Origin of the sequence: Burkholderia gladioli, from assembly GCF_000959725.1 — a bacterium.
GTDB lineage: Bacteria > Pseudomonadota > Gammaproteobacteria > Burkholderiales > Burkholderiaceae > Burkholderia > Burkholderia gladioli.
The window spans coordinates 3,260,326-3,285,660 of record NZ_CP009322.1; the positions used below are offsets into that span (position 1 = coordinate 3,260,326).

Sequence of the window (25,335 nt, forward strand, 5' to 3'; positions counted from 1 at the left end):
AATGGCTGGTCGCCGGCCGCTCCGGCGCTTCGCGTCTGGCGAGACGGAACCGGCGCAGAACGTGGTGGGCAATGGTGCCGGGACGCTTCAGCCGCCCCAGATGCGTACGCGCCGCGGACGCGAACTCGGCACCGGCTCGGCGGGACCGAGCTTCGGCTGCCGCGAGGCGGCCTCATAGGCCGAGACGGCATACGACAGCACCGCCGGCAGCGCATTGGACTGCGCGACGTCGATTGGATCGTCTGTTTCGGGGAATTCGAAATCCGCGGGCCTTTCGAACAGGCTGCGGATGAAGGGATCGTGCCGGGCGGCGAAGCCGAGATCGGCCATCGCCTCGGCCTCGATCGCTTGCAGCAGCCGCCACGTCAGCGGTACCCGCTGACGGATGTAGCGGGCGGCAATGTGGCGGACGATCATCTCCATGTCTTGCGCCGCAGCCTTGAAGCTGAGCGCGGCCAGGTCCTGTTCGGTCATAGCGGGCTCCTCGTGAGCCAACACTGTACAAATATACAGTGAATTGCGCAACTGCCGGATACGACAGGCCGGACGCGGGATTTCAGCGATGGATCACGATCAGCAGCGCCTTGGCCTCGCCGCGGCCGAGATTGCGGATCGCGTGCGGCGCATCGGCCGCGTAGCGCGCGGTCTCGCCGGTCTTCAAGCGCCGCGAACTGCTGCCGGCCTCGATCTCGATCGAACCGGCCAGCACGGTCAGGTGCTCGCGCGTGCCGGGCTCGTGGGCATTCGACACCAGCGCGCCATTGGCCGGCAGGGTCAGTTCGTACCATTCGAAGCGGCCGGCCAGTTCGATCGGGCCCCAGACGCGCAACTGATATTGATTGTCATGGCCGGACAGCGTCGGGATGTCGTGCAGGCCGTCGACCCGGATCGTCTCCGGCGATTTCGGCTGCGCGAACAGCTCGTCGAGGCTGATGCCGAGCGCATTGGTCAGGCGCCAGGCCACCGCGATGGTCGGGTTGGCCTTGTCGCGCTCGATTTCCGAAAGCATCGATTTCGACACGCCGGCCGCGCGCGACAGGTCGTCAAGCGTGAGCTTGCGTTCGTTGCGCAGCCGCTGGATGGTCTCGCCGACGCGCGGCGGGATGCTCGCATCGCCCGCCGGCGGCGAGGCGGAAGCCGCGGCGCGGCGCGTGCCGGAAGAACTTGCCATTTGATATCGGTTCGCTTAGAGTCGTTCGATATCTCGAACTTGAGTTCGAAATACAGGAAAAATACGATAAACCCAACGGGCGACTATAACAGTAGCAGGCCGCGCGGCCGCCGCCACGAGCGGCCCGCCCGCGCGCCCCCAGCCCACTCAGGAGCAGACAGATGCGTGATGCCTTCCTCGCCCATGTGCGCGGAACCCTCGACCAGATCCGCGCCGACGGTTTCTACAAGACCGAGCGCGAGATCGCGAGCCCCCAGGCCGCGGACGTGAAGCTGGCCGACGGCGCCGGCGTGCTGAATTTCTGCGCGAACAACTATCTCGGCCTGGCCAACGATCGGCGCCTGGTGGCGGCCGCGGCGGCGGGCCTCGAGCGCGACGGCTTCGGGATGGCCTCGGTGCGTTTCATCTGCGGCACGCAGACGGTGCACAAGCAGCTCGAGGCGGCGCTGTCGCGCTTCCTCGGCACCGACGACACGATCCTCTATTCGAGCTGCTTCGACGCGAACGGCGGCCTGTTCGAGACGCTGCTCGGCGAAGAGGACGCGATCATCAGCGATGAACTGAACCACGCCAGCATCATCGACGGCGTGCGCCTGTCCAAGGCCAAGCGTTTTCGCTACAAGAACAACGACATGCAGGATCTCGAGGCGAAGCTGCGCGAGGCCGATGAGGCCGGCGCGCGCTTCAAGCTGATCGCGACCGACGGCGTGTTCTCGATGGACGGCATCATCGCCGACCTGAAAGGCGTCTGCGACCTGGCCGATCGTTACGGCGCGCTGGTGATGGTCGACGATTCGCACGCGGTCGGCTTCATCGGCGAACATGGCCGCGGCACGCCCGAGCATTGCGGCGTGGCCGATCGGGTCGACATCGTCACCGGCACGCTCGGCAAGGCGCTGGGCGGTGCATCGGGCGGTTATGTGTCGGCACGCAAGGAGATCGTCGAGCTGCTGCGCCAGCGTTCGCGTCCCTACCTGTTCTCGAACACGCTCGCGCCGAGCATCGCCGAGGCCTCGCTGGCCGTGCTCGAACTGCTCGCCAGCGACGAGGGCGCGCGCCTGCGCCGCCGCGTGCGCGAGAATGGCGCGCATTTCCGCCGCCGCATGAGCGAGGCCGGCTTCACCCTGGTGCCGGGCGAGCATCCGATCATCCCGGTGATGCTCGGCGATGCGCAGGTCGCGACCAGGATGGCCGATGCGCTGCTGGCCGAAGGCGTCTACGTGATCGGCTTCTCGTTCCCGGTGGTGCCGCGCGGCCGTGCGCGGATCCGCACGCAGATGAGCGCGGCCCACACGCCCGAGCAGATCGATCGTGCCGTCGACGCCTTCGTGCGGGTCGGCAAGTCGCTGGGCGTGATCTGAGGAGACGCGGAGATGAAAGCGCTGGCGAAACTCGAACGCGGCCCCGGCCTGCGGATGACCGACGTGAAGCGGCCCGAGGTCGGGCATAACGACGTGCTGATCAAGATTCGCCGCACGGCGATCTGCGGCACCGACATCCATATCTGGAAGTGGGACGACTGGGCGCAGAAGACGATTCCGGTGCCGATGCATGTCGGCCACGAATACGTCGGCGAGATCGTCGAGATGGGGCAGGAGGTGCGCGGCTTCGCGATCGGCGACCGCGTATCCGGCGAAGGCCACATCACCTGCGGGTTCTGCCGCAATTGCCGGGCGGGGCGGCGGCATCTGTGCCGCAATACTGTCGGCGTCGGCGTGAATCGCGAGGGGGCCTTCGCCGAGTACCTGGCGATCCCGGCCTTCAACGCCTTCAAGATCCCGCCCGAGATCTCCGACGACCTGGCCGCGATCTTCGATCCGTTCGGCAATGCCACGCACACGGCGCTGTCCTTCAACCTGGTCGGCGAGGACGTGCTGATCACGGGCGCCGGGCCGATCGGCATCATGGCCGTGGCGATCGCGAAACATGTGGGCGCACGCAACGTGGTGATCACCGACGTCAACGATTACCGGCTCGGCCTCGCGCGCAAGATGGGCGCGACGCGTGCCGTGAACGTCGCGCGCGAATCGCTGCGCGACGTGATGCACGAACTGCACATGACCGAAGGTTTCGACGTCGGCCTGGAGATGTCGGGCGTGCCGAGCGCGTTCACCAGCCTGCTCGATGCGATGAACCACGGCGGCAAGGTCGCGCTGCTCGGCATTCCGCCGGCGCAGACGGCGATCGACTGGAACCAGGTGATCTTCAAGGGGCTCGAGATCAAGGGCATCTATGGCCGCGAGATGTTCGAGACCTGGTACAAGATGGTGGCGATGCTGCAAAGCGGGCTCGACCTCTCGCCGATCCTCACCCATCGTTATGCCGTCGACGACTATGAAGCGGCGTTCGCGGCGATGCTCTCCGGCGAGAGCGGCAAGGTGATCCTCGACTGGACCGTCTGAGTCGGGTATCACGCAAGGCCTGCATCAAGCGATGCCGGTGTCTGGCGCGACAGCGCCGGCGCCGGCATTTTTCATGGGCGGCCGCGAAGCGCTTTTATTCAGTGATCCCTATCGAAGGCGAGAAGCCCACCTCAGCCGCGGCGGCTGCAGGACGACAGCGTGACGATGCGCGGTCCCGTCTCGGGCAGGCTGACCGGCTGGGCGGTCGAGCGGCACAGGATCGCGCTGTCGTAGCCGCGGCCGGCGAAGCGGACCACGTCGGCGATCTCGAAGCCGAGGCTGCGGTAGAAGGCCAGCAGGTGCGTGGCCGGATAGGGCGTGTCGAGCGCGAGCCGGGCATAAGCGCGCGAGGCGGCCCAGCGCACCGCGAACGCGACCAGCGCGCGGCCCACGCCGCGGCTTTGCCAGATCGGATCGACGCCGAACTGCCGCAAGCTGGCGACGTCGCGGCAGCGATAGAGATGGTTCGTGCCGGCCTGGTCGCGCTCGTGCAGCGTCATGGTCGCAATCACATGGCCATGGCAGGTCGCGACGAAGCAGGTGCCGGCCAGCGCGCGCTGGCGCGTCGCCGAGGCGGGCTGGTCGACGCACGGACAGTTCAGTCCCATCGCGCCGAGCCGGCCGAAGGCGCGATGCAGCAGGACCGTCAGCGTCTCGTAATCGTCGCGCGCCGGATCGAACGGCCGTAGCACGATGCGATCGTACGGCTTCGGCACATAGCCGGTGTTCGGAACGGGGGCGAGACGAGGTGTCGACATGGCGTTTCCTGAACCTGATTCGGTTGTCCGAAGTGTAGGAACGGCCGCTGGCGACGATCAAGAAAAAATGTCGTAAACGCCGGCCGGCGCGGGCTCGCCGCGCCGGCGCCGAGGCTTACTGGGCGGGGCTTGCCGCGCCGTCGCCGCCGGCTGGCGGCATTTCGAACTCGGCCTCGATCCGCACCCGCACGTCGTCGCCGACAGCCGGGTACCAGGTCGGGATGTCGAAGGCCGCGCGGCTGAAGCTGCCGCTGGCCGAGAAGCCGACGGTCGGCTGCTTGGTGAGCGGGTTGCGGCCGTAGCCGTTGAAGGTGACCGCCAGCGTGATCGGCTTGGTGGTGCCGCGGATCGTCAGGTTGCCGGCCAGCTTGCCGGTGTTCTCGCCGGTCGGCGTCCAGCCGGTGCTATCGAAGCGGATCGAGGGATAGCGCGCGGCGTCGAGCGCGTCGCTGCCGGTCACCATGCGATCGAGAATCGGCACGTTGGTGTCGAGGCTGGACGCGTCGATGGTCGCGCTGACCTGGCTCATGGCCGGGCCGCCGGCGCGCCAGTCGAGCACCGCGCTGGCCTTGTCGAAGCGCATCGTGAAGCGCGAGTAGCCGAAGTGCGAGACGTCGAACGAGACGCTCCAGTGATGCGGATCGAGCGTGTAGCGCCCGACCGGCACCTTCTCGGTGGCCGTCGATACGTGATGCGTGACGACCGCCACGGGCGTGCAGGCGGTTGCCAGCGCGAGCCCCAGGCCGCCGATGAGGGCGCGCCATCGCGCGCCGGATTGCCAAGCCATGACCGTCTCCTGTTGTGTCCGGGCACGATAGCGCAGGCAAGCTCGCTTGACAAAGGAGAATGATCGTTCTACCTTATGCGCCATGAACGAGAGCAAGCGAAGAAACTCAGCAGTTCCTCAAGAACCCGAGCCGGCGGCGGGCAATGCGCGCTTGCGCCTGCTCGAGGCCGCGGAGGAACTCGTTTATGCGGGCGGTATTCATGCCACCGGCGTCGACGCGATCGTCAAGCGCTCGGGTGCCGCGCGCAAGAGCTTTTATACGCACTTCGAATCGAAGGAAGCCTTGGTAACGGCGGCCTTGGCGCGACGCGACGATCGCTGGATGGCGTGGTTCATCGACGGTACGCGCGAGCGGGGCAAGACGCCTCGTGCCCGGCTGCTGGCGATGTTCGATGTCTTGCGCGAATGGTTCGAGCGGCCCGATTTTCACGGCTGCGCCTTCCTCAACGCGGCGGGCGAGATCGGCGACGTGCATGATCCGATCCGCGGCGTGGCGCGTTATCACAAGGAGCGGTTGCTGGCCTTCGTGCGCGAGGAGTGCGATGCCTTGGCCGATGCCGACGGCATCGATCGCAGGAACGCGGCGCGCCTGTCGCGTCAGTGGCTGGTGCTGATCGACGGCGCGATCGGCGTGGCGCTGGTCAGCGGCGATGCCTCGGCATCGCGCGATGCGCGCTCGGCCGGCGAGGTACTGCTGGCAGCCTTCGAGGCCCGCGCCGACTGAGCAACACCCAGGCGCCGCACGGTTTGCATGCGGCGCGACGAGATGATCGCCTTCGCGCGAGTGCGCGAAGGCTTGTTTGCAGTCCTGAGAAACTTGCAGTCCCCAACGACCTACGCAGCCAGGAGAAACACCATGTCCGAAGTCAGCGAAATCCGTCCGCCGCTCCCGCCGTTCACGCGCGAGACCGCCATCCAGAAGGTGCGTGCCGCCGAGGACGGCTGGAACACGCGCGATCCGCAACGCGTGTCGCTCGCTTACACGCGCGACAGCAAGTGGCGCAACCGCGCCGAGTTCGTCACCGGTCGCGAGGAGATCGTCGGCCTGCTGACGCGCAAGTGGGCGCGCGAGCTCGACTATCGCCTGATCAAGGAGCTGTGGGCCTTCGACGGCAACCGTATCGCCGTGCGCTTCGCCTACGAATGGCATGACGATGCCGGCAACTGGTTCCGCTCCTACGGCAACGAGAATTGGGAGTTCGACGAGAACGGCCTGATGGCGCGTCGCCACGCGAGCATCAACGACCTGCCGATCCGCGAGCAGGATCGCCTGTTCCATTGGCCGCTCGGTCGTCGTCCCGACGATCACGCGAGCCTGTCGGATCTCGGTCTGTAAGCTGATGTGAAACATGCGGGGCCATTCGGCGACGAGCCGGATGGCCCCGTCTTGCATGGTGCTCGCGATATCGCGCACGGTTCGAGAGAGATGACGATGTCGCTCACCTTGTCGTGCTGAGTTCGCTTCGCGCGATTCCGCTTCGGTGCGCTGCGTGATGCCGCGGTTCATCACCGATCACAACACACGTATCGATGAGCGGTGCCAATTCGATACATGCAGCGGCTCACCATCGAGCGCGCCCACGATGTCGTTAATTTCTCGGCAATGGCTTCACAGCCAGGCGGCACGCCCTGTATCGATACCCTCAGCGCAACTAACGACCAACATCCGTATGGCTTCACAGGTGCGCAAGGCGAGGCCGTCTCGCATCACCTTGCGTGCATGCAGGGTGAAATCGACTGTGCAGGATGCGCTTGAGGTGAGGAAATTCGGGAGGAGCCCCACCAGCAAGGTGAGGCTTTTCGGGACTCGGTGAACGGTGCGCGGTAGCTCGCACCGTGGGTCACCGATGAACTTTTACGAGCGGAAGGGCGGGACGCAGGCCTCAGGCGAGCAGTTGCGCGACCACCGCTTCGCCCACTTCCTGCGTGCTCGCCTTGCCGCCGAGATCGCCGGTGCGCGGCCCATGCTTGAGCACGTGCTCGATCGCGGCGAGGATCGCGTCGTGCGCCTCGCGCTCGACGCCGGTGCCGTGACCGAGGAAGTCCACCATCATCGCCGCCGACCAGATCATCGCGATCGGATTGGCGATGTAGCGCCCGGCGATGTCGGGTGCCGAACCGTGCACGGGCTCGAACAGCGAGGGGAACTTGCGATCCGGGTTCAGGTTCGCCGAGGGCGCGATGCCGATCGTGCCGGTGCAGGCCGGGCCGAGATCCGACAGGATGTCGCCGAACAGGTTGGAGGCGACCACCACGTCGAAGCGATCGGGATTCAACACGAAGCGCGCGCAGAGGATGTCGATGTGCTGCTTGTCCCATTTCACCTCGGGATACTGCTGAGCGATCTCGGCCGCGCGCGCATCCCACCACGGCATGCTGATCGCGATGCCGTTGCTCTTGGTGGCCACGGTCAGCTCCTTGGCGCGGCTCTGGGCCAGGTCGAACGCGAACTTCATCACGCGCTCGGTGCCGGTGCGCGTGAACACCGCCTGCTGGACCACGAACTCGCGCTCGGTGCCCTCGAACATCGCGCCGCCCACCGACGAGTATTCGCCCTCGGTGTTCTCGCGCACGATCATGAAGTCGATATCGCCTGCCTTGCGGTTGGCGAGCGGGCTCGGCACGCCGTCGAACAGGCGCGCCGGGCGCAGGTTGACGTACTGGTCGAATTCGCGACGGAACTTCAGCAGCGAGCCCCACAGCGAGATGTGGTCGGGCACCGTGTCGGGCCAGCCCACCGCGCCGAACAGCAGCGCATCCATGCCGGCGAGCTGGGCCTTCCAGTCGTCGGGCATCATCTGGCCATGCTGCGCGTAATAATCGCAGCTGGCCCAGTCGATATGGGTCGCCTCGAAACGGATGCCGAAGCGGCGCGTGACCGCATCGAGCGCCCGCATCCCTTCGGGCATCACCTCGCGGCCGATGCCGTCGCCGGGAATCACCGCAATCCTGTAGACCTTCTCGCTCATCGCCAGCGCCTCCTCGTTCTCGTGCCTGGGTTGCCCGGCGGCGCCGGGCTTCGAAAGTGCGGACCGATCGGCTCGGTCCTGCATTGCTTCCGAGCATTCTATTGATTCCGTCCGGGATTAGAATCTGAATCCGGTTAAACGACTTTCCACACATCGTGAATAAAGCGCCGAATCTCGACGACCTGCGCGTATTCAGCATCGTCGTGCGGGTGGCCAGCTTCAGCGCGGCGGCCGAGCAGCTCGGCGTCTCGCCGGCCTATGTCAGCAAGCGCGTCGCCCTGCTCGAGGGCCAGCTCGGCACGCGGCTGCTGCATCGCTCGACGCGGCGCGTGGCCGTCACCGACTCTGGCGAGCGCGTGTTGGCCTGGGCCGAGAAGATCCTCGACGACGTCGATCACCTGGTGGAGGACGTCTCCACCACGCGCACGGTGCCGCGCGGCACGCTGCGCATCTCGAGTAGCTTCGGCTTCGGTCGTCACGTGCTCGCGCCGGCGCTGCTCGATTTCAGTGAACGCTTTCCGCAGATCAATGTGCGGCTCGATCTGTTCGACCGGCTGGTGGACGTGGCCGGCGAGGGCTTCGATCTGGACGTGCGGATCGGCGATGAAATCGCCGAGCATCTGATCGCGAAACGGCTCGCGACCAACTATCGTGTGCTGTGTGCCTCCCCCGCGTATCTCGAACGACATGGCGCGCCGCGCCAGATCGCCGACCTCGGTTCGCACCAGTGCCTGGCGATCAAGGAGCGCGATCACCCGTTCGGCGTGTGGCGCCTGACGCAGCGCGGCGAGACGAGTTCGGTGAAGGTCGGCGGCGCGCTCTCGACCAATCACGGCGAGGTGGCCGTGCAATGGGCGCTGGCCGGCAAGGGCATCGTGCTGCGCTCGATCTGGGAAGCCGGGCCGCTGCTCGACAGCGGCGCGCTCAAGCGCGTGCTGCCCGACGTCACGCAGCCGGCCAATGTGTGGGCGGTCTATCCGGCGCGGCTGGCCGCGTCGGCGAAGGTGCGCGTGTGCGTCGACTTCCTGGCGGAGGCTTTCGCGCAATGGCGCGGGGCGGCGTGATCGGCCGCCGTGTCGCGCCAGGATGGTCGATTCGATTGCAATACGGCAGGTGATCCGACAAAACCACGAAGCCTCACCGGAGGAGACACATCATGAGCCCCTTGGCCCGGCGCGTCGCGATCGCGCAGATGCAGTTCGTCATCGCGCTCGCGGTGATGTTCGTGGTGTCGTCCAACTCACCACGCTACTGGCAGGGCTGGCTCTACTGGGCCATATTCTCGCTCTGCGCCTCGGCCACGGCAGCCTGGTTCACGCGGCGCGATCCGGCCTTGATCGAGCGCCGCATGCATGTCGGCGTGCGCGCCGAAACCTCGCCGCTGCAGAAAGCCGTGCTGGCCGTGGCCGGCCTCGGCAGCGCGGCGCTGGTGATCGGCGCCGGCCTCGAATGGCGCTTCACGCAGCCTCGCTTCGACCTGGCGATGGTGCTGGCGGGCAACGCGCTGCTGGTGCTCGGTTTCGCGATCTGCTTCGCGGTGCTGCGCGCGAATACCTTCGCCGCGAGCACGATCACGCTGGCCGAGAACCAGACCGTGATCTCGACCGGGCCCTACGCCTATGTGCGCCATCCCATGTACTCGGCCGCAATGGTGATGTTTTTCGGGAGCCCGCTGGCCTTGCAGTCCTGGAGTGCGCTGGGCTGTGCCGTCGTCCTCACCGCAGCGATCGTGGTGCGCCTGCTCGACGAGGAAAAATACCTGGAAGCCCGTCTGGCGGGCTATTCCGACTACTGCCGCACAGTGCGCCGGCGACTCGTGCCGGGAATATGGTGAGTCGGCTCACCGTTGCGCGCGCACGCAAATCGATGCAAGGCGGCCAAAGGTGAGAGTTTTCGGGAGCAGGGAAAACAGGCTGCGCGCCTGTGTCTTCAGCCTTGCGAATGGCTCGTATCGTGCGCGTGCTGCAGGCGCTCGCGGCTCTTGCTCAAGTGCACGCGCATCGCGGCGCGCGCGTCGTCGGGTTCCTGTCGCTCGATCGCGCGATAGATCCAGCGGTGCTCGTCGAGCACCTGGCGCAGCACGTCGATCTGGTCGAGCTCGGCCAGCTCGGCGCTGCCCAGGCGCGTGCGCGGGCTGACCGAACGGCCGAGCTGGCTCAGCACGTCGACGAAGTAACGGTTGCCGCTGGCCTGCGCGATCTGCAGATGGAACTCGATGTCGTGCGCGAGCGTGTCGGTGCTGCCGCGCTGGAGCTCGGCCTCGAAGCGCTCGAGCGCGACCTGCATCAGCCGCAGGTTCTGCTCGGTGCGCCGCTTGGCGGCCAGCGCCGCCGACGCCGCCTCCACATCCATGCGGAATTCGAGCACGGCCATCGCGTCGAGCATGTTCGACAGGTCGGCGGTCGGCAGCTGCATGGTCGCGTCGTTGTGCGGCGCCAGCACGAAGGTGCCGACGCCATGACGCGTCTCGACGATGCGCGCGGCCTGCAGGCGCGAGATTGCCTCGCGGATCACCGAGCGGCTCACCGAGAGCTGCTTCATCATCGCGACCTCGGTCGGCAGCCGGTCGCCGGGCCGCAGGGCACCGCGACGGATTTCTTCGGACAGGGACGCGACGACCTTCTCGGACAGGCTGCTCATGAGTGCTTGCGGGGCGAGGAAAACGGTTCTGGAAAATTGGGGCGGATCATGGCCTCTTGTCGAGGTCATCCGATGTCCCGAATCCCGGCATCATAGCCGCAAACCCGGGGCGGAAAAGCGGTTCGGGACCGATTTGGCGAGAGATATCGGGAAATCACGGAGCGATCACGGGTGTTCGGCGTTCGCCAGATCCCGGTTCCAGGCAGCCGGGAATCATCGGACGACACAATGACTCGTTGTCGGACAAGGGCATCGATTTCCACGTAAAATCTATGTTGTCTGACGTCCTAGCATGACCAGCTCGAAAGACTGCTCAAACTCGTGAAAGTCGCATGTCTCAGGCTTCAATAATGGATATGAGGGACCCAGGGTAAACGCGGCTAATCGGCAAACAGGTTGTCCGACTACAATGTTGTCAGACAACGTATCACGCAAAATCGTGCAGAGCGATCGACGGGTGCTACGTGAGGCTCGTCCAGGCCGCCCGCGGCCGATACAGGAGACATCGTTGACAGCAGCTCTCGGCACGGCAGCGAACCCGCTCGATTCGGCGGTCGCCAAGGTGATGCGGCATGTGATGCCGTTGTTCCTGGTGATGTTCATCGCGAACTACATCGATCGCGTGAACATCGGTTTCGTCAATTCGCACATGCATGCCGACCTCGGCATCGGCGCGGCCGCCTACGGCTTCGGCAGCGGGCTGTTCTTCGTCGGCTACGCGCTGTTCGAGGTGCCCTCGAACGTGCTGATGCAGAAGTTCGGCGCGCGCGCCTGGCTGACGCGGATCATGGGCACCTGGGGCGTGGTCGCGGCGGCCATGGCCTTCGTCTGGAACGAGCAGTCGTTCTACGTGCTGCGCTTCCTGCTCGGTGTGGCCGAGGCGGGTTTCTTCCCCGGCGTGGTGTTCTACTTCACGCAGTGGCTGCCGCAATCGTCGCGCGGCAAGGCGGTGGCGATCTTCCTGGGCGGCTCGGCGTTCGCCTCGGTGCTGTCTGGGCCGATCACGGGCAGCCTGCTGTCGATCAGCGGCCTGGGCCTGAAGGGCTGGCAGTGGATGTTCCTGATCGAGGGCGGCTTCTCGATCCTGTTGTGCGGCGTGAGCTGGATGATGCTGAAGTCGCGCATCGACGACGCGCCCTGGCTGAGCAGCGCGGAAAAGCAGGCGCTGCACTCGACCATCGCGGCCGAGCAGGCCGAGCGCGATGCGCGCGGCAATGCGCATGTGCCGACCATGAAGCTGCTGCGCGATCCGCAGATCCTGTTGTTCTGCTTCCTGTATTTCGCGATCCAGCTGACGATCTACGCGGCCACCTTCTGGCTGCCGACCATCATCCGCAAGATCGGCGGGCTGAGCGATTTCCAGGTCGGGCTGCTCAATGCGATTCCCTGGCTGATCGCGATGGTCGCGATGTACGGCTTCGCGATGGCCTCGGCGCGCTGGCGTCATCAGCGTGCCTGGATGGCCACCGCGCTGGTGATCGCGGCCTGCGGGCTGTTCGCGTCGACCACCAGCAACGCGCTGATGTCCTTCGTCGCGATCTGCTTCGCGGCGATCGGCTTCAAGGCGGCTTCGTCGCTGTTCTGGCCGATCCCGCAAGCTTATCTCGATGCGCGGGTCGCGGCGGGCGTGATCGCGTTGATCAACTCGCTCGGCAATCTCGGCGGCTTCTTCGCGCCGGCCGCCTTCGGCTACCTGCAGCAGCACACGGGCTCGATCAAGGGTGGCCTGTATGGCCTGGCGGCGGCCTCGCTGATCGCGGCCGCGGCGGGCTTCCTGGCGCGCAGCCGGCCCGCCGGCACGACGCCCGACGGCGGTGCGCTGTCGAGCAGCAGCCCGCGCTGAGGTACGCGCATCGCGCATGAATGAGGCGGCGGCGCCCACGAGGTGCCGCCGGATTTTGCAAGCTTTCTCCAGCGCCGGATTCGGCGCCTTTTTCAGGTAACGCTCCATGTCCTCGAATTCCATCCAGGCAAACGCCACCCCTGTCGTGACCGAGCTGCGCGTCGTGCCGGTCGCCGGCCGCGACAGCATGCTGATGAACCTGAGCGGCGCGCACGGCCCGTTCTTCACGCGCAACGTCGTGATCCTGCGCGACAGCAGCGGCCACACCGGCGTGGGCGAGGTGCCGGGCGGCGAGGCGATCCGCAAGACCATCGACGATGCGCGCGGGATCGTGGTCGGCCAGTCGATCGGCAACCTGCAGGCGATGCTGAACCGCGTGCGCTCGACCTTCGCCGATCGCGACGCCGGCGGCCGCGGCCTGCAGACCTTCGACCTGCGCACCACCATCCACGCCGTCACGGCGCTGGAGGCGGCGCTGCTCGACCTGCTCGGCCAGCACCTGAACGTGCCGGTGGCGGCCCTGCTCGGCGAAGGTCAGCAGCGCGACGAGGTCGAGATGCTCGGCTACCTGTTCTACATCGGCGACCGCAACAAGACGGACCTGGCCTATGCCAGCGGCGCCGACGGCCGCGACGACTGGGAGCGCCTGCGCACCGAGGTGGCGATGACGCCCGAGGCGGTGGTGCGCCTGGCCGAGGCCGCGCAGGCGCGCTACGGCTTCAACGACTTCAAGCTGAAGGGCGGCGTGCTGTCCGGCGACGAGGAAATCGAGGCCGCCAAGGCGCTGGCCGAGCGCTTCCCGCAAGCGCGCGTGACGCTGGACCCGAACGGCGCCTGGTCGCTCGCCGAGGCGGTGCGCCTGTGTCGCGACATGCACGGCGTGCTGGCCTACGCGGAAGATCCCTGCGGCGCCGAGAACGGTTATTCGGGCCGCGAGGTGATGGCCGAATTCCGCCGCGCCACGGGCCTGCCGACGGCCACCAACATGATCGCCACCGACTGGCGCCAGATGGGCCACGCGATCCAGCTGCAATCGGTCGACATCCCGCTGGCCGATCCGCACTTCTGGACCATGCAGGGCTCGGTGCGCGTCGCGCAGATGTGCAACGACTGGGGCCTGACCTGGGGCTCGCACTCGAACAATCACTTCGATATCTCGCTGGCGATGTTCACGCACGTGGCGGCCGCCGCGCCGGGCAAGATCACCGCGATCGACACGCACTGGATCTGGCAGGACGGCCAGTTCCTGACGCGCGATCCGCTGCAGATCGTCGGCGGCAAGGTGAAGGTGCCGGCCAGGCCGGGCCTGGGCATCGAGGTCGACATGGATGCGCTCGAACGCGCCAACGCGCTGTACGAGCAGCACGGCCTGGGCGCGCGCGACGACGGCGTCGCGATGCAGTACCTGATCCCGAACTGGAAGTTCGACAACAAGCGCCCCTGCCTGGTGCGCTGAACTCGACATCGACACGACATTCAACGCGATCGGCCGGGCCGGCTCGATCGCCTCACGAACCGAACCAAGCAAGCACATGACCACGCCTCAGGAACTCAAGCAGATCATCTCGGAAGGCCTGCTGTCCTTCCCCGTCACCGACTTCGACGCCGAGGGCAACTTCCGCCCGAGCACCTATGTCGAGCGCCTCGAATGGCTCGCCCCCTACGGCGCCTCGGCGCTGTTCGTGGCCGGCGGCACGGGCGAGTTCTTCTCGCTGACCCGCGACGACTATTCGAACGTGGTGCGCACCGCCGCCGAGACCTGCAAGGGCAAGGTGCCGATCCTGGCCGGCGCCGGCGGCCCCACCCGCGTGGCCATCGAATACGCCAGGGAAGCCCAGCGCCTGGGCGCCAACGGCGTGCTGCTGATGCCGCATTACCTGACCGAAGCCTCGCAGGAAGGCATCGCCGATCACGCCGAGCAGGTCTGCAAGGCCGTGCCGGACATCGGCGTGATCATCTACAACCGCGCCAATTCCAAGCTCAACGCCGACATGCTCGAGCGCCTGGCCGAGCGTTGCCCGAACCTGATCGGCTTCAAGGACGGCGTGGGCGAGATCGAGGCGATGGTGACCATCCGCCGTCGCCTGGGCGATCGCTTCGCCTACCTGGGCGGGCTGCCGACCGCGGAAGTCTATGCCGCGGCCTACAAGGCGCTGGGCGTGCCGGTCTATTCGTCGGCGGTGTTCAACTTCATCCCGAAGACGGCGATGGACTTCTACCGCGCGATCGCGGCCGACGATCACGCCACCGTCGGCAAGCTGATCGACGAGTTCTTTCTGCCCTACCTGAAGATCCGCAACCGCCGCGCGGGTTACGCGGTCAGCATCGTGAAGGCCGGCGCCAAGCTGGTCGGCCACGACGCGGGCCCGGTGCGCGCCCCGCTGACGGACCTGAACGAAGCCGAACTGGCCGAGCTCGATGTGCTGATCAAGAAGCTTGGCGCGCAGTAAGCCTCGATATTCGTGGCGCCGCATTCAGTCGGCGAACGGCGTCACGCATGGCCGGCACCTTGGTGCCGGCCATGTCGCTTTCGAGCCTGGCCGATGCAGCGAATCTTGCCCGGTCGCAAACGCATGGGCACCGAATTTGTCGTGACGGGATTCTCTGATTTAACATGGCCACGTTAACTAACACGGCCATGGTAAATAACATGGCCGTGTTAGAAAGGGGGCATGATGATTATCGAATCCGAGCAATCCACCGATCACGCCTTCGCCGCGCTGTTTCGCGCGGCGGGCTGGGAGGTCGTGGCGGCACCCGCGCAGGCTTTGCGCTACCAGCCCGACCTGCTGCTAAGGAAGGGCAAGGTGTCGTATGTCGCTGACGTCAAGGCTGCCTCGGAAAGCCGCGCGGATCGCGTCATCGCCTTGCTCGCGCAAGCGATCCTGCAGGCCCAGGCCTATGCGCGTGCGCATGGCCGCGCGCGCCCGCTCGCGCTGATCTGGGTGCGCGAACTGCAGGGTGCCCTGCTGCGCCGGATCGGCGAGTTCTGCGCGAATTACGCGGCCGACGTGGCGGTTGGCGTCGCCTCGCCGGGCGGCACGCGGTATTTTCGCGGCGCGGGCCTGGAGCCGATGTCGACGGACCAGCCCATATCGACGCCGCGGCGGGTGGCCAACGCGCGAATTCGCGGGGGCGCCAACCTGTTTTCCGACTTGAACCAGTGGTTGCTCAAGGTGCTGTTCGCCCCCCAGGTGCCCGCCGGGATGCTGACGGCGCCGCGAGCCGGCTATCGCACGATCAGCGAGCTGGCGAAAGCGGCCGACGTCTCGGTGATGACGGCATCGCGCTTCGTCGCCGCGATGCACGAGCAGGGTTTTCTTGACGAGGGCGGCGAGCTGCGCGTCGTCAGGCGCCGCGAGCTGGCCGAGCGCTGGAAATCCTATTACCGATCCACCACGCCCGAGGCCCGCATGCGTTTCGTGATGCCGGGCGATCCGCGTGCGCGCATCGCCGGCTGGCTGGGCGAGCACGAGGGCTGCGTAGGCTTGTTCGGGGCCGCCGACGCGCTCGGCGTCGGGCATGTCCACGGCGTTCCGCCCTATCTTTACGTGCGTGATCTCGAGCAGGCGGCAAACTGGCCCGGGCTGGCGCCTGCATCGGCGGATGCCGAGCGCCTCGTGATACTCAAGCAGGCCTCGGCGCCCAATTCGCTGTTGCGAGGCAGCGTTCGCCGGCAGGGCCTGGTCGTCGCCGATGTGATCCAGGTCTGGCTCGACACTGTGTCGCATCCTTCGCGCGGGACGGAGCAGTCGCTTCACATCGAGAATACGGTACTTCGCGACCTCGTCGGAGATACCTCGTGAACGACCTCGAACCCTTTGCCCGGCTGGCCGCGGCGCTTGCACCCTGGCGCGACCAGATCGTCTATGTCGGCGGATGGGCGCATCGGCTTTATCGCCTGCATCCGCTCGCGACGGCCGACCCTCGGTTCAGGCCGATCGCGACGCTTGACGCCGATATCGCCTTCGACGAACACACCCGGTTCCAGGGCAGCATGAAAGACGCGCTGCTCGCGGCGGGATTTCGAGAACAGCTATGCGGCGAGTATCGGCCGCCGGTCGCGAAATACACCCTGGGCGACGAGCGGCACGGCTTCTACGCCGAATTCCTCACCACCCTGTCGGGGAGCGGCCGCACCCGCCAGGGTGCGCCCAGCGTCACCCTCGATGCTTCCGGCATCAGCGCGCAGAAGTTGCGCCGTTTCAGCCTGCTGATGGCCTTGCCGTGGCGGGTATCCATCGCGGCCGGCACGGCCGGGCTCCCGGTTCCGCTCCATGGCTTGCGCATTCCGAATCCCGTGAGCTTCATCGCGCAGAAAATCCTGATCCGCGACGAGCGGCGGCGGCAGCGCAAGCTCGCCCAGGACATCCTCTACATTCACGATGCCATCGTGCTGTTTGCCGATCGTGCAAGCCGGCTCGCGGTGCTTTGGCGAGATGACGTCGCCCATCATGTTTCAGCACGCGAACGAGCCGAGATCGTCGAGGGAATCGAGGCTTTGTTTGGCGAAGTGACCGACGAGCTTCGCGCGGCGGCGCGCATTCCCGTCGATCGTCTGCTGGTGCCGCGCGAGATGCAGGCGATCTGCCGACAATGGCTGGGCGATCTCTATGGGCGCTCGGCTTGAGCTTGCGGCGCGCCGCCCAAGCTCACAAGCTTCCCGCCCGCCCCAGCGTCACCACGCGCGCCCAGCGCCGCGCCTCGCGCTGGCTGGCCATCGGCAATTGCCATTCGGGTTGCCGCGCGTCGCGCACCGTCACGACCAGGCACCATTGCCCGCCGGCCTGCCGCGCCTGGCAATCGACGATATCGGTCAGCGTATAACGCCCTTCCACGCCATCCAGCGACATCCACAGCAGCCCCTGCGTCGACGACAGTTGCAGCGAAGCCGTTCCCTGCCGCATCACATGCGTCCAGCCGCCTTCCCTGGTATTCGGCGCGATCTCGCGTCGGCTGCGCAGCCACGCCGAGACGGCGAACGCCAGTAACGCGGCCGCCACCACGGCGGCGGCGATCGCGACGCCCGTGCCGAACTGCGCGGCAAGGGCATGGAATGCGGCAACCGCGCCCCAGACGAGCGCGGCGAGCACGAACAGGACGATCAGGATCGGCATGAGGGAGCGGGGACCGGGAGGGAGGAAAGACATCGCGCGACCGGCCGGAACGGCACCGGCCGCGCGAGGACGGCATCACCGCGGCCGGTGGATGTCGTGCGTGACGAAGCCGGAGTCGTTGGTCGGCAGCGCGAGCGCGTCCTTGACCGCCAGCGTGTTGCGGATGTCGGTGAGCCCGGCCGCCCAGTGGTCTCGCATCGTCGAGAGGCCGAACTGGTAGTCCTTGTAGTCGTGCTCGTAGGACTTCTGCTGGTAGATCAGGTGCTGGACGTTGTAGCGCTTGCCGGTCGACAGCACGCCCGCCTGCTGGCACCAGGGATCGTTGTTGCGGACGTCCTCGGGCACCAGCTCCAGCACGCGGCGCAGCACGTTGCGGAAGCGCTGCTCGCGCTGCAGCGTGTCGGTGACGAAACGCGTCCGGCTCGAATACTGCACGTCCTTGGTTCGCTCCGAGACATCGGCCAGCGTGGCCGGCAGCGGCCCGCGCGCATTCCAGAGATCGACCTGGAACGCGAGCGTGTCGCGGCGCGGCGAGGCGCGCAGCACTTCCATCAGCGGCGTGTTCGACACCACGCCGCCATCCCAGTAGAACTGGCCGTCGATCTCGACGGGCGGGAAGGCGGGCGGCAGCGCGCCCGAGGCCATGAAGTGCTCGGGGTGCAGCGTGATCTTGGTGTTGTCGAAGTAGGTGAAGTTGCCGGTGGCGACGTTCACCGCGCCGACGGACACGCGGATCTCGCCCGAGTTGATGCGATCGAAATCGCAGAACTCGAGCAGCGTCTTGCGCAGCGGCGAGGTGTCGTAATAGCTGACACGCTCGGTTTCCTCGCGCACGCCGGGTAGCGGCGGCGGGAAGCGAGGCACGAAGAAGCCGCGCTGCCCCTGCAGGATCGCGCTGGCCGCCTGCGAGGCGGTGAAGGCCTGGCGCACCGATTCGATGCTGTTGAACAGCGCGAACTCGATCGCGGTCGGCAGCGCCGGGAAGAACGCGGGCTGGCAGATCGTGTTCCAGAATTCGCGCAGCCGCTCGACGCGATGCTCGGGCGCATTGCCGGCGATCAGCGCGGTGTTCAGCGCGCCGATCGAGATGCCGGCGATCCAGTTCAGCGGAACGCCGGCCTCGTGCAGCCCTTCGAACACGCCCGCCTGATACGAGCCGAGCGCGCCGCCACCTTGCAGCACGAGCGCGATCGTTTCGTACGGCAGCCCGCGCGCGGCCGGCGCGCCGGCCTCGGCTTGCAGGTCGGGGTCGCTCGCCTGTTTCTCGGTACGGGCGTGCGGCTTCATTGCATGAACCAGCCGTGGCTGACGATGAAGGACTGGCCCGTGAGCGCGGCGCTCGGGAAGGCCGACAGGAACAGCACCGTCTTGGCGACGTCTTCCACCGTGGTGAACACGCCGTCGACGGTGTTGCCCAGCATCACGTGCTTGATCACTTCCTCTTCGCTGATGCCGAGTTCCTTGGCCTGCTCGGGGATCTGCTTGTCGACCAGCGGCGTGCGCACGAAGCCCGGGCAGACCACATGCGAGCGCACGTTGTGCTTCGCGCCTTCCTTGGCCAGCACGCGCGCCAGGCCCAGCAGGCCGTGCTTGGCCGTCACGTAAGCCGACTTCAGCGGCGAGGCCTCGTGCGAGTGCACCGAGCCCATGTAGATCACCACGCCACCGCGATCGTCCTTGTACATGTGCTTGAGCGCGGCCTTGGTGGTCAGGAAGGCGCCGTCGACGTGGATCGCCTGCATCTTCTTCCAGTCCGAGAACGAGTAGTTCTCGATCGGATTGACGATCTGGATGCCCGCGTTCGAGACCAGGATGTCGACCGAGCCGAACTCGGCGGCGACCTTGTCGATGCCGGCATTGACGGCGTCCTCGTTGGTGACGTCCATCGCCACGCCGATCGCCTTGCCGCCGGCCGTCTTGATCTGCTCGGCCACGGCGTTCGCGCCGTCCTGGTTCAGGTCGGCGATCGCCACGGCGGCGCCCGCCTTGGCCAGTTCCAGCGCGATTTCCTTGCCGATGCCGCTCGCGGCGCCGGTGACGACAGCGGTCTTGCCAGTCAGATTGCTCATGATCGATTTCCCGTGTTGTTGGTGGATGCGTTCAGGTGAGGCGAGGTCTTACTTCGCGAGGTAATCGTAGACGACTTCGCCGAGGCCGAGCGTGAGGTCGGCCATCAGGTGGCGCGCCTCGACGATCTCGAGCACCGGCAGGTCGGCCACCGGCGCCAGCGCGTGCGGCGCCAGGTGCAGCGAGGCCGGGCCGGTCCAGGCGCCTTTCATCTTGATGTCCTGCAGGTAGTAGCGCACCAGCTCGCAGATGCGCGGGCTGCCGTCGACGTGCGGAATGATCTTCAGCAGGTAGTTCGCGCCGGCCAGGCGCTGCTGCTGCTCGACCAGGTCGAGGTCCTTGTGCTTGTAGCCCATGGTGCCGGTGGCCACGCGCACCGGGCCGTAGTCGAGCGTGCCCAGCAGCGTGTCGGTATGCGTTTCGAGCGTCGGCTGCGCGAGCTTCTTCGGGAAGCCCCACAGCTCGCGACCGCCGGCGATCGGCGGGTGGTCGTTGAGGTACATGGCGAGCGTGTAGCCGCCCGGCTGGCCTTCGAATTCGACCGGAATCACCTGCCCGCTTTCCGTGTAGTCGCCGAAGCCGGTGGAGTCCGGCATGCGGATGAACTCGTAGTGGACCAGCGGCTGGGTGACCTTCAGCGGCTCCGGCACGATCTCGCGCAAGCGGTCCATGTCGGTGCGGTACGTGATGATCAGGAACTCACGATTGATGAAGCGGTACGGTCCCATCGGAAACGCGGGACTCGTGAGCGGCATCGCGAACGCATTCGACAGGACTTGACTCGGGTTCATGCGGACTCCTTGTTGATCGCTGCTGAGGGAAGAGTGCCGATATCCTAATGCTGTTGCAGATCGATTGTGCGCTGCCGCAAGCGGAAGAGTTTATTGCTTAATTCGTAGCCTGAACTTCAGAAATCGTGAAATCGATGCGTGAAATCGACCTAATGACGGCGGCGAATCCGCATCTTCCCGCGCGCCGATGACGCCCGTGTGAGCATCCTGGGTGAGTCTTTTCGGGATTCAGGGTGAGAGAATACGGGATCGCGCCGCGGCTTGCATCGAAGATCGCATCGATACCGGCATTGAACTTTTGCGCCGCACCACCATCAAAGTGCCGCGCTGCAGCAAGGCGTTTCAATCCGCTTTCATCGGCGGTCCCGACGTCAATCCTTCGTAATGTCGGCGCTGCGCGATCCCTGCCGATCGCGCCTCGTCCTGCTCGTCCCCGATGCTCAATCTCAATCTCGCCGCGTTCGCGGCGCTCAATGCCGGCTCCCATCCCCAACCCGCGGTTGCCAATCTGGCGATATTCGCCGCGGTCTGGTTGGTATTCATCGTGCCGGCGCTGTTGCTGGCGGTCTGGCTCGCCGGTACGCGGCCGGTGCGCCGGCAGGCCATCGCGGCAGGGCTGGCCGCCTGCGTCGCGCTGCTGCTCGCGCAACTCATCTCCAGCGTCTGGTACTCGCCGCGGCCGTTCGCGATCGGCCTCGGTACGCAGCTGATCCCGCATGCGGCGGACGGCTCGTTCCCCAGCAATCACATGACCTTCGTCTGGAGCGTGGCGAGCGCGCTGTGGCTGTCGCGCAGCACGCGCGCGCTCGGCATCGCGATGGCGATCGACGCGCTGCTGGTGGCCTGGGGACGTGTCTATGCGGGCGTGCACTGGCCGCTCGACATGCTCGGCGGGGTGTTCACGGGCACCGCCGGCGCGCTGCTGGTGCGTTGCTACGGCGGCATGCTGGTGGCACGCCTCGAACGCATCGGCGAGACGCTGAGGATGGTGGTATTGGGGAATCTGCGCGGCCGCTAGGCCGCGCGAGGCGATCGATCGTCAGCCTGGGGACTTGCCGGCCGTGGCGTCGGGCGCGACGTCGGGCGAGGCGCCCGTGCCGCCATGCAGTTCGAGCGTATCGGTGGCGCCGCGTTGCGAGACTTCGCGGTCGATCGCGCTGTCGCGCAGGATCGCGCACATCGCGACGAACAGCGCGACCGCGATGGCCGCGAGCGAGCAGTAGGCGACGATCCGGAGCGATCGGGCGAGCGTGGCGTGCGTATTGTGGTCGGCGTTCATGGTCGTGCGCTGAAACGATGAGCGCGTGTCCATGGGACGGACCGCGCGTGGTCTCCCGCATCGTCGCGACCGTATTGCGCCGCATCGCGACGGTCGAGCCGGCCGTCTCGCGCGGGCATTCGCTGCTTGCCCGCCGCCGGACCGGCGAATGGCCCGCCGGGCGCCAGGCGCCCCGCAGGCCATTCAGTCGGATATATACCACGCGCGATGGCACTGCCAAGCGCGGACGCAAGCCCGCAAGCGCTTCGCTTATCGAAAGTTGACAAGCTTTCCGCGTTGACAGCGAGCGGCGCCGCTTCGATCGGCGCCTTCCGCCGGTCAATCGTCGAGCGATTCGTGCACGCCTTCGGCGCCACGTTTCCAGTAGGCCGAGGCGCGGATGCGCGACTTATGGACGCCGCGCGTGTCGCACAGATGCCGGCGCACCGCGCGCATCGCCGCCGCCTCGCCGGCCGCCCAGACATAACCGTCGCCATTCGGCAGCGGCAGCTCGCTCAGGGCCTCGACGAACTGCGCGCCCGCTTCGGCACCGGCGGCAGCCGGGTCGTCGCGATATCGCCAGATCGTGTAGACCTCGGCTCGCGACTCGAACTCGATGTGCGCCGAGGCATCGGCGACTTCCACCACCACCGCCGCGCGCGTGCCGGTCGGCAGTTCGCCCAGGCGGCGCGCGATGGCGGGCAGCGCCGTATCGTCGCCGATCAGCAGGTGCCAGTCGAAGTCGGTCGGGACCACGAAGGATCCGCGCGGGCCGCCGATCGCCAGCGTCTGGCCCACGGCGGCCTGCTCGGCCCACTGCGAGGCCGGGCCAGGGTGGTGCAGCACGAACTCGAGGTCGAGCTCGCGTGCCTCGCGATCGTAACGGCGCGGTGTGAAATCGCGCATGATCGGCCTGGGCGCGCCTTCCGGCAGTTCGAGCCCGTTCGGGCCCAGCACCGGTTTGGGCGCTTCGGTTTCGCCGGGCGCGGGGAAGAACACCTTCACGTGGTCGTCGAACGAGGCGCTGACGAAGTCGTCGAGATCCTCGCCCGTGAGCGTCACGCGCAGCAGATGGGGCGTCACGCGCGTGATGCGGCTGACGGTCAGTTCGCGGCGTTTCAGCGTATGGCGCACGCGCGTCACGGCGCGTTCAGTCGGATTCTGCATCAATCGATTCTCCGGGTTGGGTGGGCGCGCTTCAGGCGTCGGGCGCGGCGTTCGGCGCGGCTTCGGGCTTGCCTTCGATCTCGGCCGTCGTGCGGCGCAGGATCGCGGCGATGCGGCGCTGCTCGTCCGGGCTGACCGCGCTCTTGCGGAACAGCAGGTGTTTCAGCGCCAGGCGTGCCTCGACGTACTCGGGCAGCCAGCCGCCTTCCGGCGTGTCCTCGCCGGCTTCGCCCTGGCCCTGGCCCGCGAAGGCGCGGCGCATGAATTCCATCTTGCGGCCGAGGTGCTCGAGCTTCGCGAACAGCAGTTCGACACGCTCGCGCTGGGCTTCGAGATGCTCGCGGCCGGCTTCGGCGAGCGCGTAGCGCTTGCGGTTGCCATCGACCTCGACGGTCACGTAGCCGACTTCTTCCAGGTAGGTCAGCGCCGGGTAGACCATGCCGGGGCTCGGCACGTAGAAGCCTTGCGAGCGCGTGTCGAGCGCCTTGATCAGCTCGTAGCCGTGACTCGGCTGGGCGGCCAGCAGCGAGAGCAGCATCAGTTGCAGGTCGTCGGAATTGAACTGGCGGCCACGCGGCATGCGCGGATCGTCGAAGCCGAAACCGCCGGGTCCGCCCGGGCCGCCGAAGCCTTCCGGAAAGCCGCCGAAGCCGTGGCGGCCGCCGCCGCGCCGGCCGCCGGCCATGGCCCACAACCTGGCTAGACCGCCGTGACGGCGAAAATCGCCATGCTCATGGCCGCGCGCGTGGCGCTCGGCATCCGGGTCGCAGCTCGGGCCTTGCCACCAGCCGCCTTCGAAGCCGTCGCGGAAACGGCCGTGATGATGGGAACGACGCATCGTGTTCTCCTTCGTACATGTCTAAAGATGTATCGAAAGATATATATCGAAAGATATGTCGTCAAGAAGGAAATTGAGGGGAGGATCGAGGGCGCGGGCGAGCTGGTGGCGATCCGTAACCTAGCAGCGGGCCAGGTCGGCAGCGCCAGCTCCAGACGTCATCAACGGCGCGTAGTGGCGTGGCACGGCTCGGAGTTTTGCCGATGACGCGATCTCGGCACCGGCCTACCAGCTCGGCGGTGCGGTGCTGCATAACGTGGGCGACACGCTGCGTAATCTCGACTGCCGCACCATCGAAAATTCCAACGAGCTCCCGACTTCCGTGTACGGCTTGCCTGATCAAGGAGGCGGCATCTCCCTGGCCGTGGCCTACGACGATACGACGACGTGGCAGTCGATTGGACTGGCAGGCCAAACGGTAGGCGCCTGACTAACCTAGCCGCCGACGCGGTGCGATCGGACAGCACAAATGCCGTGACAGCAGGCTACACGCGGTGGTTGCCTCTGGCTCATGTAGATCCGTGATATGGGCGGCCCGGCGTGGCCAGCCCGCGCTGGCGGCAGCAGCGGATTTCGGGAGGCGACGCGAGCGGCACCGATAATCCGTCCGCCAGTGTGAAGCCCCGATGCGAGGCGAGGCCCACACCACGTCGCCCTGTCCCAGGTGGTGCTCGCCCGATCGGGCGGCCGTGCCGGACCATCAATGCGAGGTCGAGTTCGGTCCATCCCCTTAGACACTGTCAACTACATCCTCCCTTGGTTCGGGGGCAAGCGTCCCCTCCTCGAGAATCCGTACGGCAACGTACCGACATACTGTCCCAGCCGCGCGCATTGTGATGCAGACAGCTTGCGAGGAAGGCGTGCCTTAATGAGCGATAACTGGAATGTGTCTGAGTCGGGGCCCAATCTCTGCTCTCTCAGACAGAACGTAGAGCCGTCACTACAAGGCGGATGTCGAAGCCGGCGGCTCTTCAAAGATGCGACTGGAAGTTGCGATGGCTTCTATCCTGCCTGACCTAGATCGATGCAACGAAAATCCGACGATCAGTGCCATCCCGATCACGATGCCCCACATTGCGCTTGTCATTTTCTATCCTCGGACCACGAACTGAAGTTACTTGTCGCATTCCTCACGAGCGCTGACACTCTGTTCGCGGATGCGGTGAATGCCGGAATGCACAGCAAATAGTGCCGATATTGTGCTTTCGTCGGTGCGGAAAATCTGTACGTTGCCGCACCGTGCATCGTCTATCTGCCGATGAGTAGCGCGTCAGCCAGGGCATAAGCCGGAAGGCGCGGCCTCGCGCCCTCAGGGTGCTGGATTGGGCTCCATGACAGGCTTGAGCTTTCGTGCGACGTTGGGAAAATGACGGCGAGACTGTCAACGAAACAAGGCTTGCCACGAAAGGATAGGAAAAGTGACAGTAGCTTTGCCCACGCTCGCTATGGATGGATGCGCCACTCGACTAGTGTAGGCGTGGATCACTGCATCCTTCACGTTCAGATGGAGGTAACCGCCGTCAAATG

The 25,335-nt window shown here is 66.4% G+C and carries 26 protein-coding genes; 12 read left to right on the forward strand and 14 right to left on the reverse strand.

Annotated elements, in window-relative coordinates; all coding sequences use genetic code 11:
- Positions 1 to 87: 87 nt before the first annotated feature.
- Together BM43_RS14085 and BM43_RS14090 are read right to left on the reverse strand one after the other, a co-directional pair.
- The gene (locus BM43_RS14085; protein ID WP_013688821.1) at positions 88 to 474 is read right to left on the reverse strand and encodes a DUF2471 family protein; all 387 of its coding nucleotides are present in this window, start codon (positions 472 to 474) and stop codon (positions 88 to 90) included.
- Between the two features lie 82 nt (positions 475 to 556).
- Positions 557 to 1,171 carry a helix-turn-helix domain-containing protein gene (locus BM43_RS14090; protein ID WP_013688822.1) on the reverse strand — a complete coding sequence of 205 codons (615 nt, stop codon included), beginning with the start codon at positions 1,169 to 1,171 and terminating at the stop codon, positions 557 to 559.
- A gap of 161 nt (positions 1,172 to 1,332) precedes the next feature.
- Here BM43_RS14090 and BM43_RS14095 point away from each other — a divergent pair, with 161 nt between their 5' ends.
- Together BM43_RS14095 and tdh are read left to right on the forward strand one after the other, a co-directional pair.
- Positions 1,333 to 2,532, forward strand: a complete 1,200-nt coding sequence (locus BM43_RS14095) for a glycine C-acetyltransferase (RefSeq protein WP_036055177.1) — start codon at positions 1,333 to 1,335, stop codon at positions 2,530 to 2,532.
- A gap of 12 nt (positions 2,533 to 2,544) precedes the next feature.
- A complete protein-coding gene (tdh, locus tag BM43_RS14100) occupies positions 2,545 to 3,573 on the forward strand; it encodes an L-threonine 3-dehydrogenase (protein ID WP_013688824.1) in 1,029 nt (342 codons plus the stop codon).
- Between the two features lie 131 nt (positions 3,574 to 3,704).
- Here the strand turns inward: tdh and BM43_RS14105 are convergent, their stop codons facing one another.
- Complete coding sequence (locus tag BM43_RS14105) at positions 3,705 to 4,331, reverse strand: GNAT family N-acetyltransferase (RefSeq protein WP_025100223.1); 627 nt, start codon at positions 4,329 to 4,331, stop codon at positions 3,705 to 3,707.
- Between the two features lie 115 nt (positions 4,332 to 4,446).
- A complete protein-coding gene (locus tag BM43_RS14110; protein ID WP_013688826.1) occupies positions 4,447 to 5,118 on the reverse strand; it encodes a YceI family protein in 672 nt (223 codons plus the stop codon).
- 82 nt (positions 5,119 to 5,200) lie between these two features.
- On the opposite strand from BM43_RS14110, the gene BM43_RS14115 reads away from it, so the two are divergent.
- Both BM43_RS14115 and BM43_RS14120 read left to right on the forward strand, forming a co-directional pair.
- Positions 5,201 to 5,842, forward strand: a complete 642-nt coding sequence (locus BM43_RS14115) for a TetR/AcrR family transcriptional regulator (protein WP_042285908.1) — start codon at positions 5,201 to 5,203, stop codon at positions 5,840 to 5,842.
- Positions 5,843 to 5,974: 132 nt separating this feature from the next.
- Positions 5,975 to 6,454: a nuclear transport factor 2 family protein gene (locus BM43_RS14120; protein ID WP_025100220.1), complete on the forward strand. Its 480-nt coding sequence runs from the start codon at positions 5,975 to 5,977 to the stop codon at positions 6,452 to 6,454.
- Positions 6,455 to 7,001: 547 nt separating this feature from the next.
- Here BM43_RS14120 and BM43_RS14125 read toward each other — a convergent pair.
- Positions 7,002 to 8,087 (reverse strand): tartrate dehydrogenase, encoded by a 1,086-nt coding sequence (locus BM43_RS14125; protein ID WP_036028867.1) that lies wholly within the window; start codon positions 8,085 to 8,087, stop codon positions 7,002 to 7,004.
- 155 nt (positions 8,088 to 8,242) lie between these two features.
- On the opposite strand from BM43_RS14125, the gene BM43_RS14130 reads away from it, so the two are divergent.
- Both BM43_RS14130 and BM43_RS14135 read left to right on the forward strand, forming a co-directional pair.
- Positions 8,243 to 9,151 (forward strand): LysR substrate-binding domain-containing protein, encoded by a 909-nt coding sequence (locus BM43_RS14130; protein WP_013688830.1) that lies wholly within the window; start codon positions 8,243 to 8,245, stop codon positions 9,149 to 9,151.
- 92 nt (positions 9,152 to 9,243) lie between these two features.
- Entirely contained in the window at positions 9,244 to 9,921 is a 678-nt protein-coding gene (locus tag BM43_RS14135; protein ID WP_036055176.1) for a methyltransferase family protein, read from the forward strand.
- A gap of 95 nt (positions 9,922 to 10,016) precedes the next feature.
- Here the strand turns inward: BM43_RS14135 and BM43_RS14140 are convergent, their stop codons facing one another.
- Positions 10,017 to 10,727, reverse strand: a complete 711-nt coding sequence (locus tag BM43_RS14140; protein WP_013688832.1) for a FadR/GntR family transcriptional regulator — start codon at positions 10,725 to 10,727, stop codon at positions 10,017 to 10,019.
- Positions 10,728 to 11,235: 508 nt separating this feature from the next.
- Between BM43_RS14140 and BM43_RS14145 the strand changes: the two genes are divergently transcribed.
- The 5 genes from BM43_RS14145 (at position 11,236) to BM43_RS14165 (ending at position 17,200) form a co-directional block, all read left to right on the forward strand.
- Positions 11,236 to 12,570, forward strand: coding sequence for an MFS transporter (locus BM43_RS14145; protein ID WP_036028420.1), 1,335 nt, complete (start codon positions 11,236 to 11,238; stop codon positions 12,568 to 12,570).
- Between the two features lie 106 nt (positions 12,571 to 12,676).
- On the forward strand, positions 12,677 to 14,026 hold the full coding sequence (gudD, locus tag BM43_RS14150) for a glucarate dehydratase (RefSeq protein ID WP_013688834.1): 1,350 nt from the start codon (positions 12,677 to 12,679) through the stop codon (positions 14,024 to 14,026).
- A gap of 76 nt (positions 14,027 to 14,102) precedes the next feature.
- Positions 14,103 to 15,020 carry a 5-dehydro-4-deoxyglucarate dehydratase gene (gene kdgD, locus BM43_RS14155; RefSeq protein ID WP_036054479.1) on the forward strand — a complete coding sequence of 306 codons (918 nt, stop codon included), beginning with the start codon at positions 14,103 to 14,105 and terminating at the stop codon, positions 15,018 to 15,020.
- A 222-nt stretch (positions 15,021 to 15,242) separates the two neighbouring features.
- Positions 15,243 to 16,376: a hypothetical protein gene (locus BM43_RS41345; protein ID WP_042285912.1), complete on the forward strand. Its 1,134-nt coding sequence runs from the start codon at positions 15,243 to 15,245 to the stop codon at positions 16,374 to 16,376.
- Complete coding sequence (locus BM43_RS14165; protein ID WP_036055175.1) at positions 16,373 to 17,200, forward strand: GSU2403 family nucleotidyltransferase fold protein; 828 nt, start codon at positions 16,373 to 16,375, stop codon at positions 17,198 to 17,200. The genes BM43_RS41345 and BM43_RS14165 overlap by 4 nt, the downstream gene beginning before the upstream one ends.
- A 22-nt stretch (positions 17,201 to 17,222) precedes the next feature.
- On the opposite strand, the gene BM43_RS14170 is transcribed toward BM43_RS14165, so the two are convergent.
- From BM43_RS14170 to BM43_RS40430, 5 genes are all read right to left on the reverse strand, one after another.
- Positions 17,223 to 17,687, reverse strand: a complete 465-nt coding sequence (locus BM43_RS14170) for a hypothetical protein (RefSeq protein WP_036055173.1) — start codon at positions 17,685 to 17,687, stop codon at positions 17,223 to 17,225.
- Between the two features lie 75 nt (positions 17,688 to 17,762).
- Positions 17,763 to 18,974 carry a patatin-like phospholipase family protein gene (locus BM43_RS14175; protein ID WP_036055171.1) on the reverse strand — a complete coding sequence of 404 codons (1,212 nt, stop codon included), beginning with the start codon at positions 18,972 to 18,974 and terminating at the stop codon, positions 17,763 to 17,765.
- A complete protein-coding gene (locus tag BM43_RS14180; RefSeq protein ID WP_036055169.1) occupies positions 18,971 to 19,756 on the reverse strand; it encodes a 3-hydroxybutyrate dehydrogenase in 786 nt (261 codons plus the stop codon). Before BM43_RS14180 ends, BM43_RS14175 begins: the two co-directional genes overlap by 4 nt.
- A gap of 48 nt (positions 19,757 to 19,804) precedes the next feature.
- Entirely contained in the window at positions 19,805 to 20,545 is a 741-nt protein-coding gene (locus BM43_RS14185; protein ID WP_025099770.1) for an acetoacetate decarboxylase, read from the reverse strand.
- Positions 20,546 to 20,642: 97 nt separating this feature from the next.
- Positions 20,643 to 20,891 (reverse strand): hypothetical protein, encoded by a 249-nt coding sequence (locus tag BM43_RS40430; RefSeq protein WP_144417666.1) that lies wholly within the window; start codon positions 20,889 to 20,891, stop codon positions 20,643 to 20,645.
- A gap of 90 nt (positions 20,892 to 20,981) precedes the next feature.
- On the opposite strand from BM43_RS40430, the gene BM43_RS14190 reads away from it, so the two are divergent.
- Positions 20,982 to 21,563, forward strand: a complete 582-nt coding sequence (locus BM43_RS14190) for an undecaprenyl-diphosphatase (protein ID WP_017921691.1) — start codon at positions 20,982 to 20,984, stop codon at positions 21,561 to 21,563.
- A 21-nt stretch (positions 21,564 to 21,584) separates the two neighbouring features.
- Here the strand turns inward: BM43_RS14190 and BM43_RS14195 are convergent, their stop codons facing one another.
- The 3 genes from BM43_RS14195 to BM43_RS14205 form a co-directional block, all read right to left on the reverse strand.
- Entirely contained in the window at positions 21,585 to 21,824 is a 240-nt protein-coding gene (locus BM43_RS14195) for a hypothetical protein (RefSeq protein WP_036057054.1), read from the reverse strand.
- A 318-nt stretch (positions 21,825 to 22,142) separates the two neighbouring features.
- Positions 22,143 to 22,970 carry a siderophore-interacting protein gene (locus BM43_RS14200; protein WP_036055166.1) on the reverse strand — a complete coding sequence of 276 codons (828 nt, stop codon included), beginning with the start codon at positions 22,968 to 22,970 and terminating at the stop codon, positions 22,143 to 22,145.
- A gap of 31 nt (positions 22,971 to 23,001) precedes the next feature.
- Entirely contained in the window at positions 23,002 to 23,655 is a 654-nt protein-coding gene (locus BM43_RS14205; protein WP_088555614.1) for a PadR family transcriptional regulator, read from the reverse strand.
- Positions 23,656 to 25,335 lie beyond the last annotated feature (1,680 nt).

Excerpts from the sequence above, each read along its gene's own strand:
- BM43_RS14135 (WP_036055176.1), top strand. The coding sequence starts at position 9,244 with ATGAGCCCCTTGGCCCGGCGCGTCGCGATCGCGCAGATGCAGTTCGTC.
- BM43_RS14170 (WP_036055173.1), bottom strand. The coding sequence starts at position 17,687 with ATGCCGATCCTGATCGTCCTGTTCGTGCTCGCCGCGCTCGTCTGGGGC.
- BM43_RS14110 (WP_013688826.1), bottom strand. The coding sequence starts at position 5,118 with ATGGCTTGGCAATCCGGCGCGCGATGGCGCGCCCTCATCGGCGGCCTG.
- BM43_RS14090 (WP_013688822.1), bottom strand. The coding sequence starts at position 1,171 with ATGGCAAGTTCTTCCGGCACGCGCCGCGCCGCGGCTTCCGCCTCGCCG.
- kdgD (WP_036054479.1), top strand. The coding sequence starts at position 14,103 with ATGACCACGCCTCAGGAACTCAAGCAGATCATCTCGGAAGGCCTGCTG.
- BM43_RS14180 (WP_036055169.1), bottom strand. The coding sequence starts at position 19,756 with ATGAGCAATCTGACTGGCAAGACCGCTGTCGTCACCGGCGCCGCGAGC.
- BM43_RS14115 (WP_042285908.1), top strand. The coding sequence starts at position 5,201 with ATGAACGAGAGCAAGCGAAGAAACTCAGCAGTTCCTCAAGAACCCGAG.
- BM43_RS14125 (WP_036028867.1), bottom strand. The coding sequence starts at position 8,087 with ATGAGCGAGAAGGTCTACAGGATTGCGGTGATTCCCGGCGACGGCATC.
- BM43_RS14120 (WP_025100220.1), top strand. The coding sequence starts at position 5,975 with ATGTCCGAAGTCAGCGAAATCCGTCCGCCGCTCCCGCCGTTCACGCGC.
- BM43_RS14190 (WP_017921691.1), top strand. The coding sequence starts at position 20,982 with ATGCTCAATCTCAATCTCGCCGCGTTCGCGGCGCTCAATGCCGGCTCC.
- BM43_RS14095 (WP_036055177.1), top strand. The coding sequence starts at position 1,333 with ATGCGTGATGCCTTCCTCGCCCATGTGCGCGGAACCCTCGACCAGATC.
- gudD (WP_013688834.1), top strand. The coding sequence starts at position 12,677 with ATGTCCTCGAATTCCATCCAGGCAAACGCCACCCCTGTCGTGACCGAG.
- BM43_RS14085 (WP_013688821.1), bottom strand. The coding sequence starts at position 474 with ATGACCGAACAGGACCTGGCCGCGCTCAGCTTCAAGGCTGCGGCGCAA.
- BM43_RS14175 (WP_036055171.1), bottom strand. The coding sequence starts at position 18,974 with ATGAAGCCGCACGCCCGTACCGAGAAACAGGCGAGCGACCCCGACCTG.
- BM43_RS14195 (WP_036057054.1), bottom strand. The coding sequence starts at position 21,824 with ATGAACGCCGACCACAATACGCACGCCACGCTCGCCCGATCGCTCCGG.
- BM43_RS14205 (WP_088555614.1), bottom strand. The coding sequence starts at position 23,655 with ATGGCCGGCGGCCGGCGCGGCGGCGGCCGCCACGGCTTCGGCGGCTTT.
- BM43_RS14105 (WP_025100223.1), bottom strand. The coding sequence starts at position 4,331 with ATGTCGACACCTCGTCTCGCCCCCGTTCCGAACACCGGCTATGTGCCG.
- BM43_RS14200 (WP_036055166.1), bottom strand. The coding sequence starts at position 22,970 with ATGCAGAATCCGACTGAACGCGCCGTGACGCGCGTGCGCCATACGCTG.
- BM43_RS41345 (WP_042285912.1), top strand. The coding sequence starts at position 15,243 with ATGATGATTATCGAATCCGAGCAATCCACCGATCACGCCTTCGCCGCG.
- BM43_RS14185 (WP_025099770.1), bottom strand. The coding sequence starts at position 20,545 with ATGAACCCGAGTCAAGTCCTGTCGAATGCGTTCGCGATGCCGCTCACG.
- tdh (WP_013688824.1), top strand. The coding sequence starts at position 2,545 with ATGAAAGCGCTGGCGAAACTCGAACGCGGCCCCGGCCTGCGGATGACC.
- BM43_RS14140 (WP_013688832.1), bottom strand. The coding sequence starts at position 10,727 with ATGAGCAGCCTGTCCGAGAAGGTCGTCGCGTCCCTGTCCGAAGAAATC.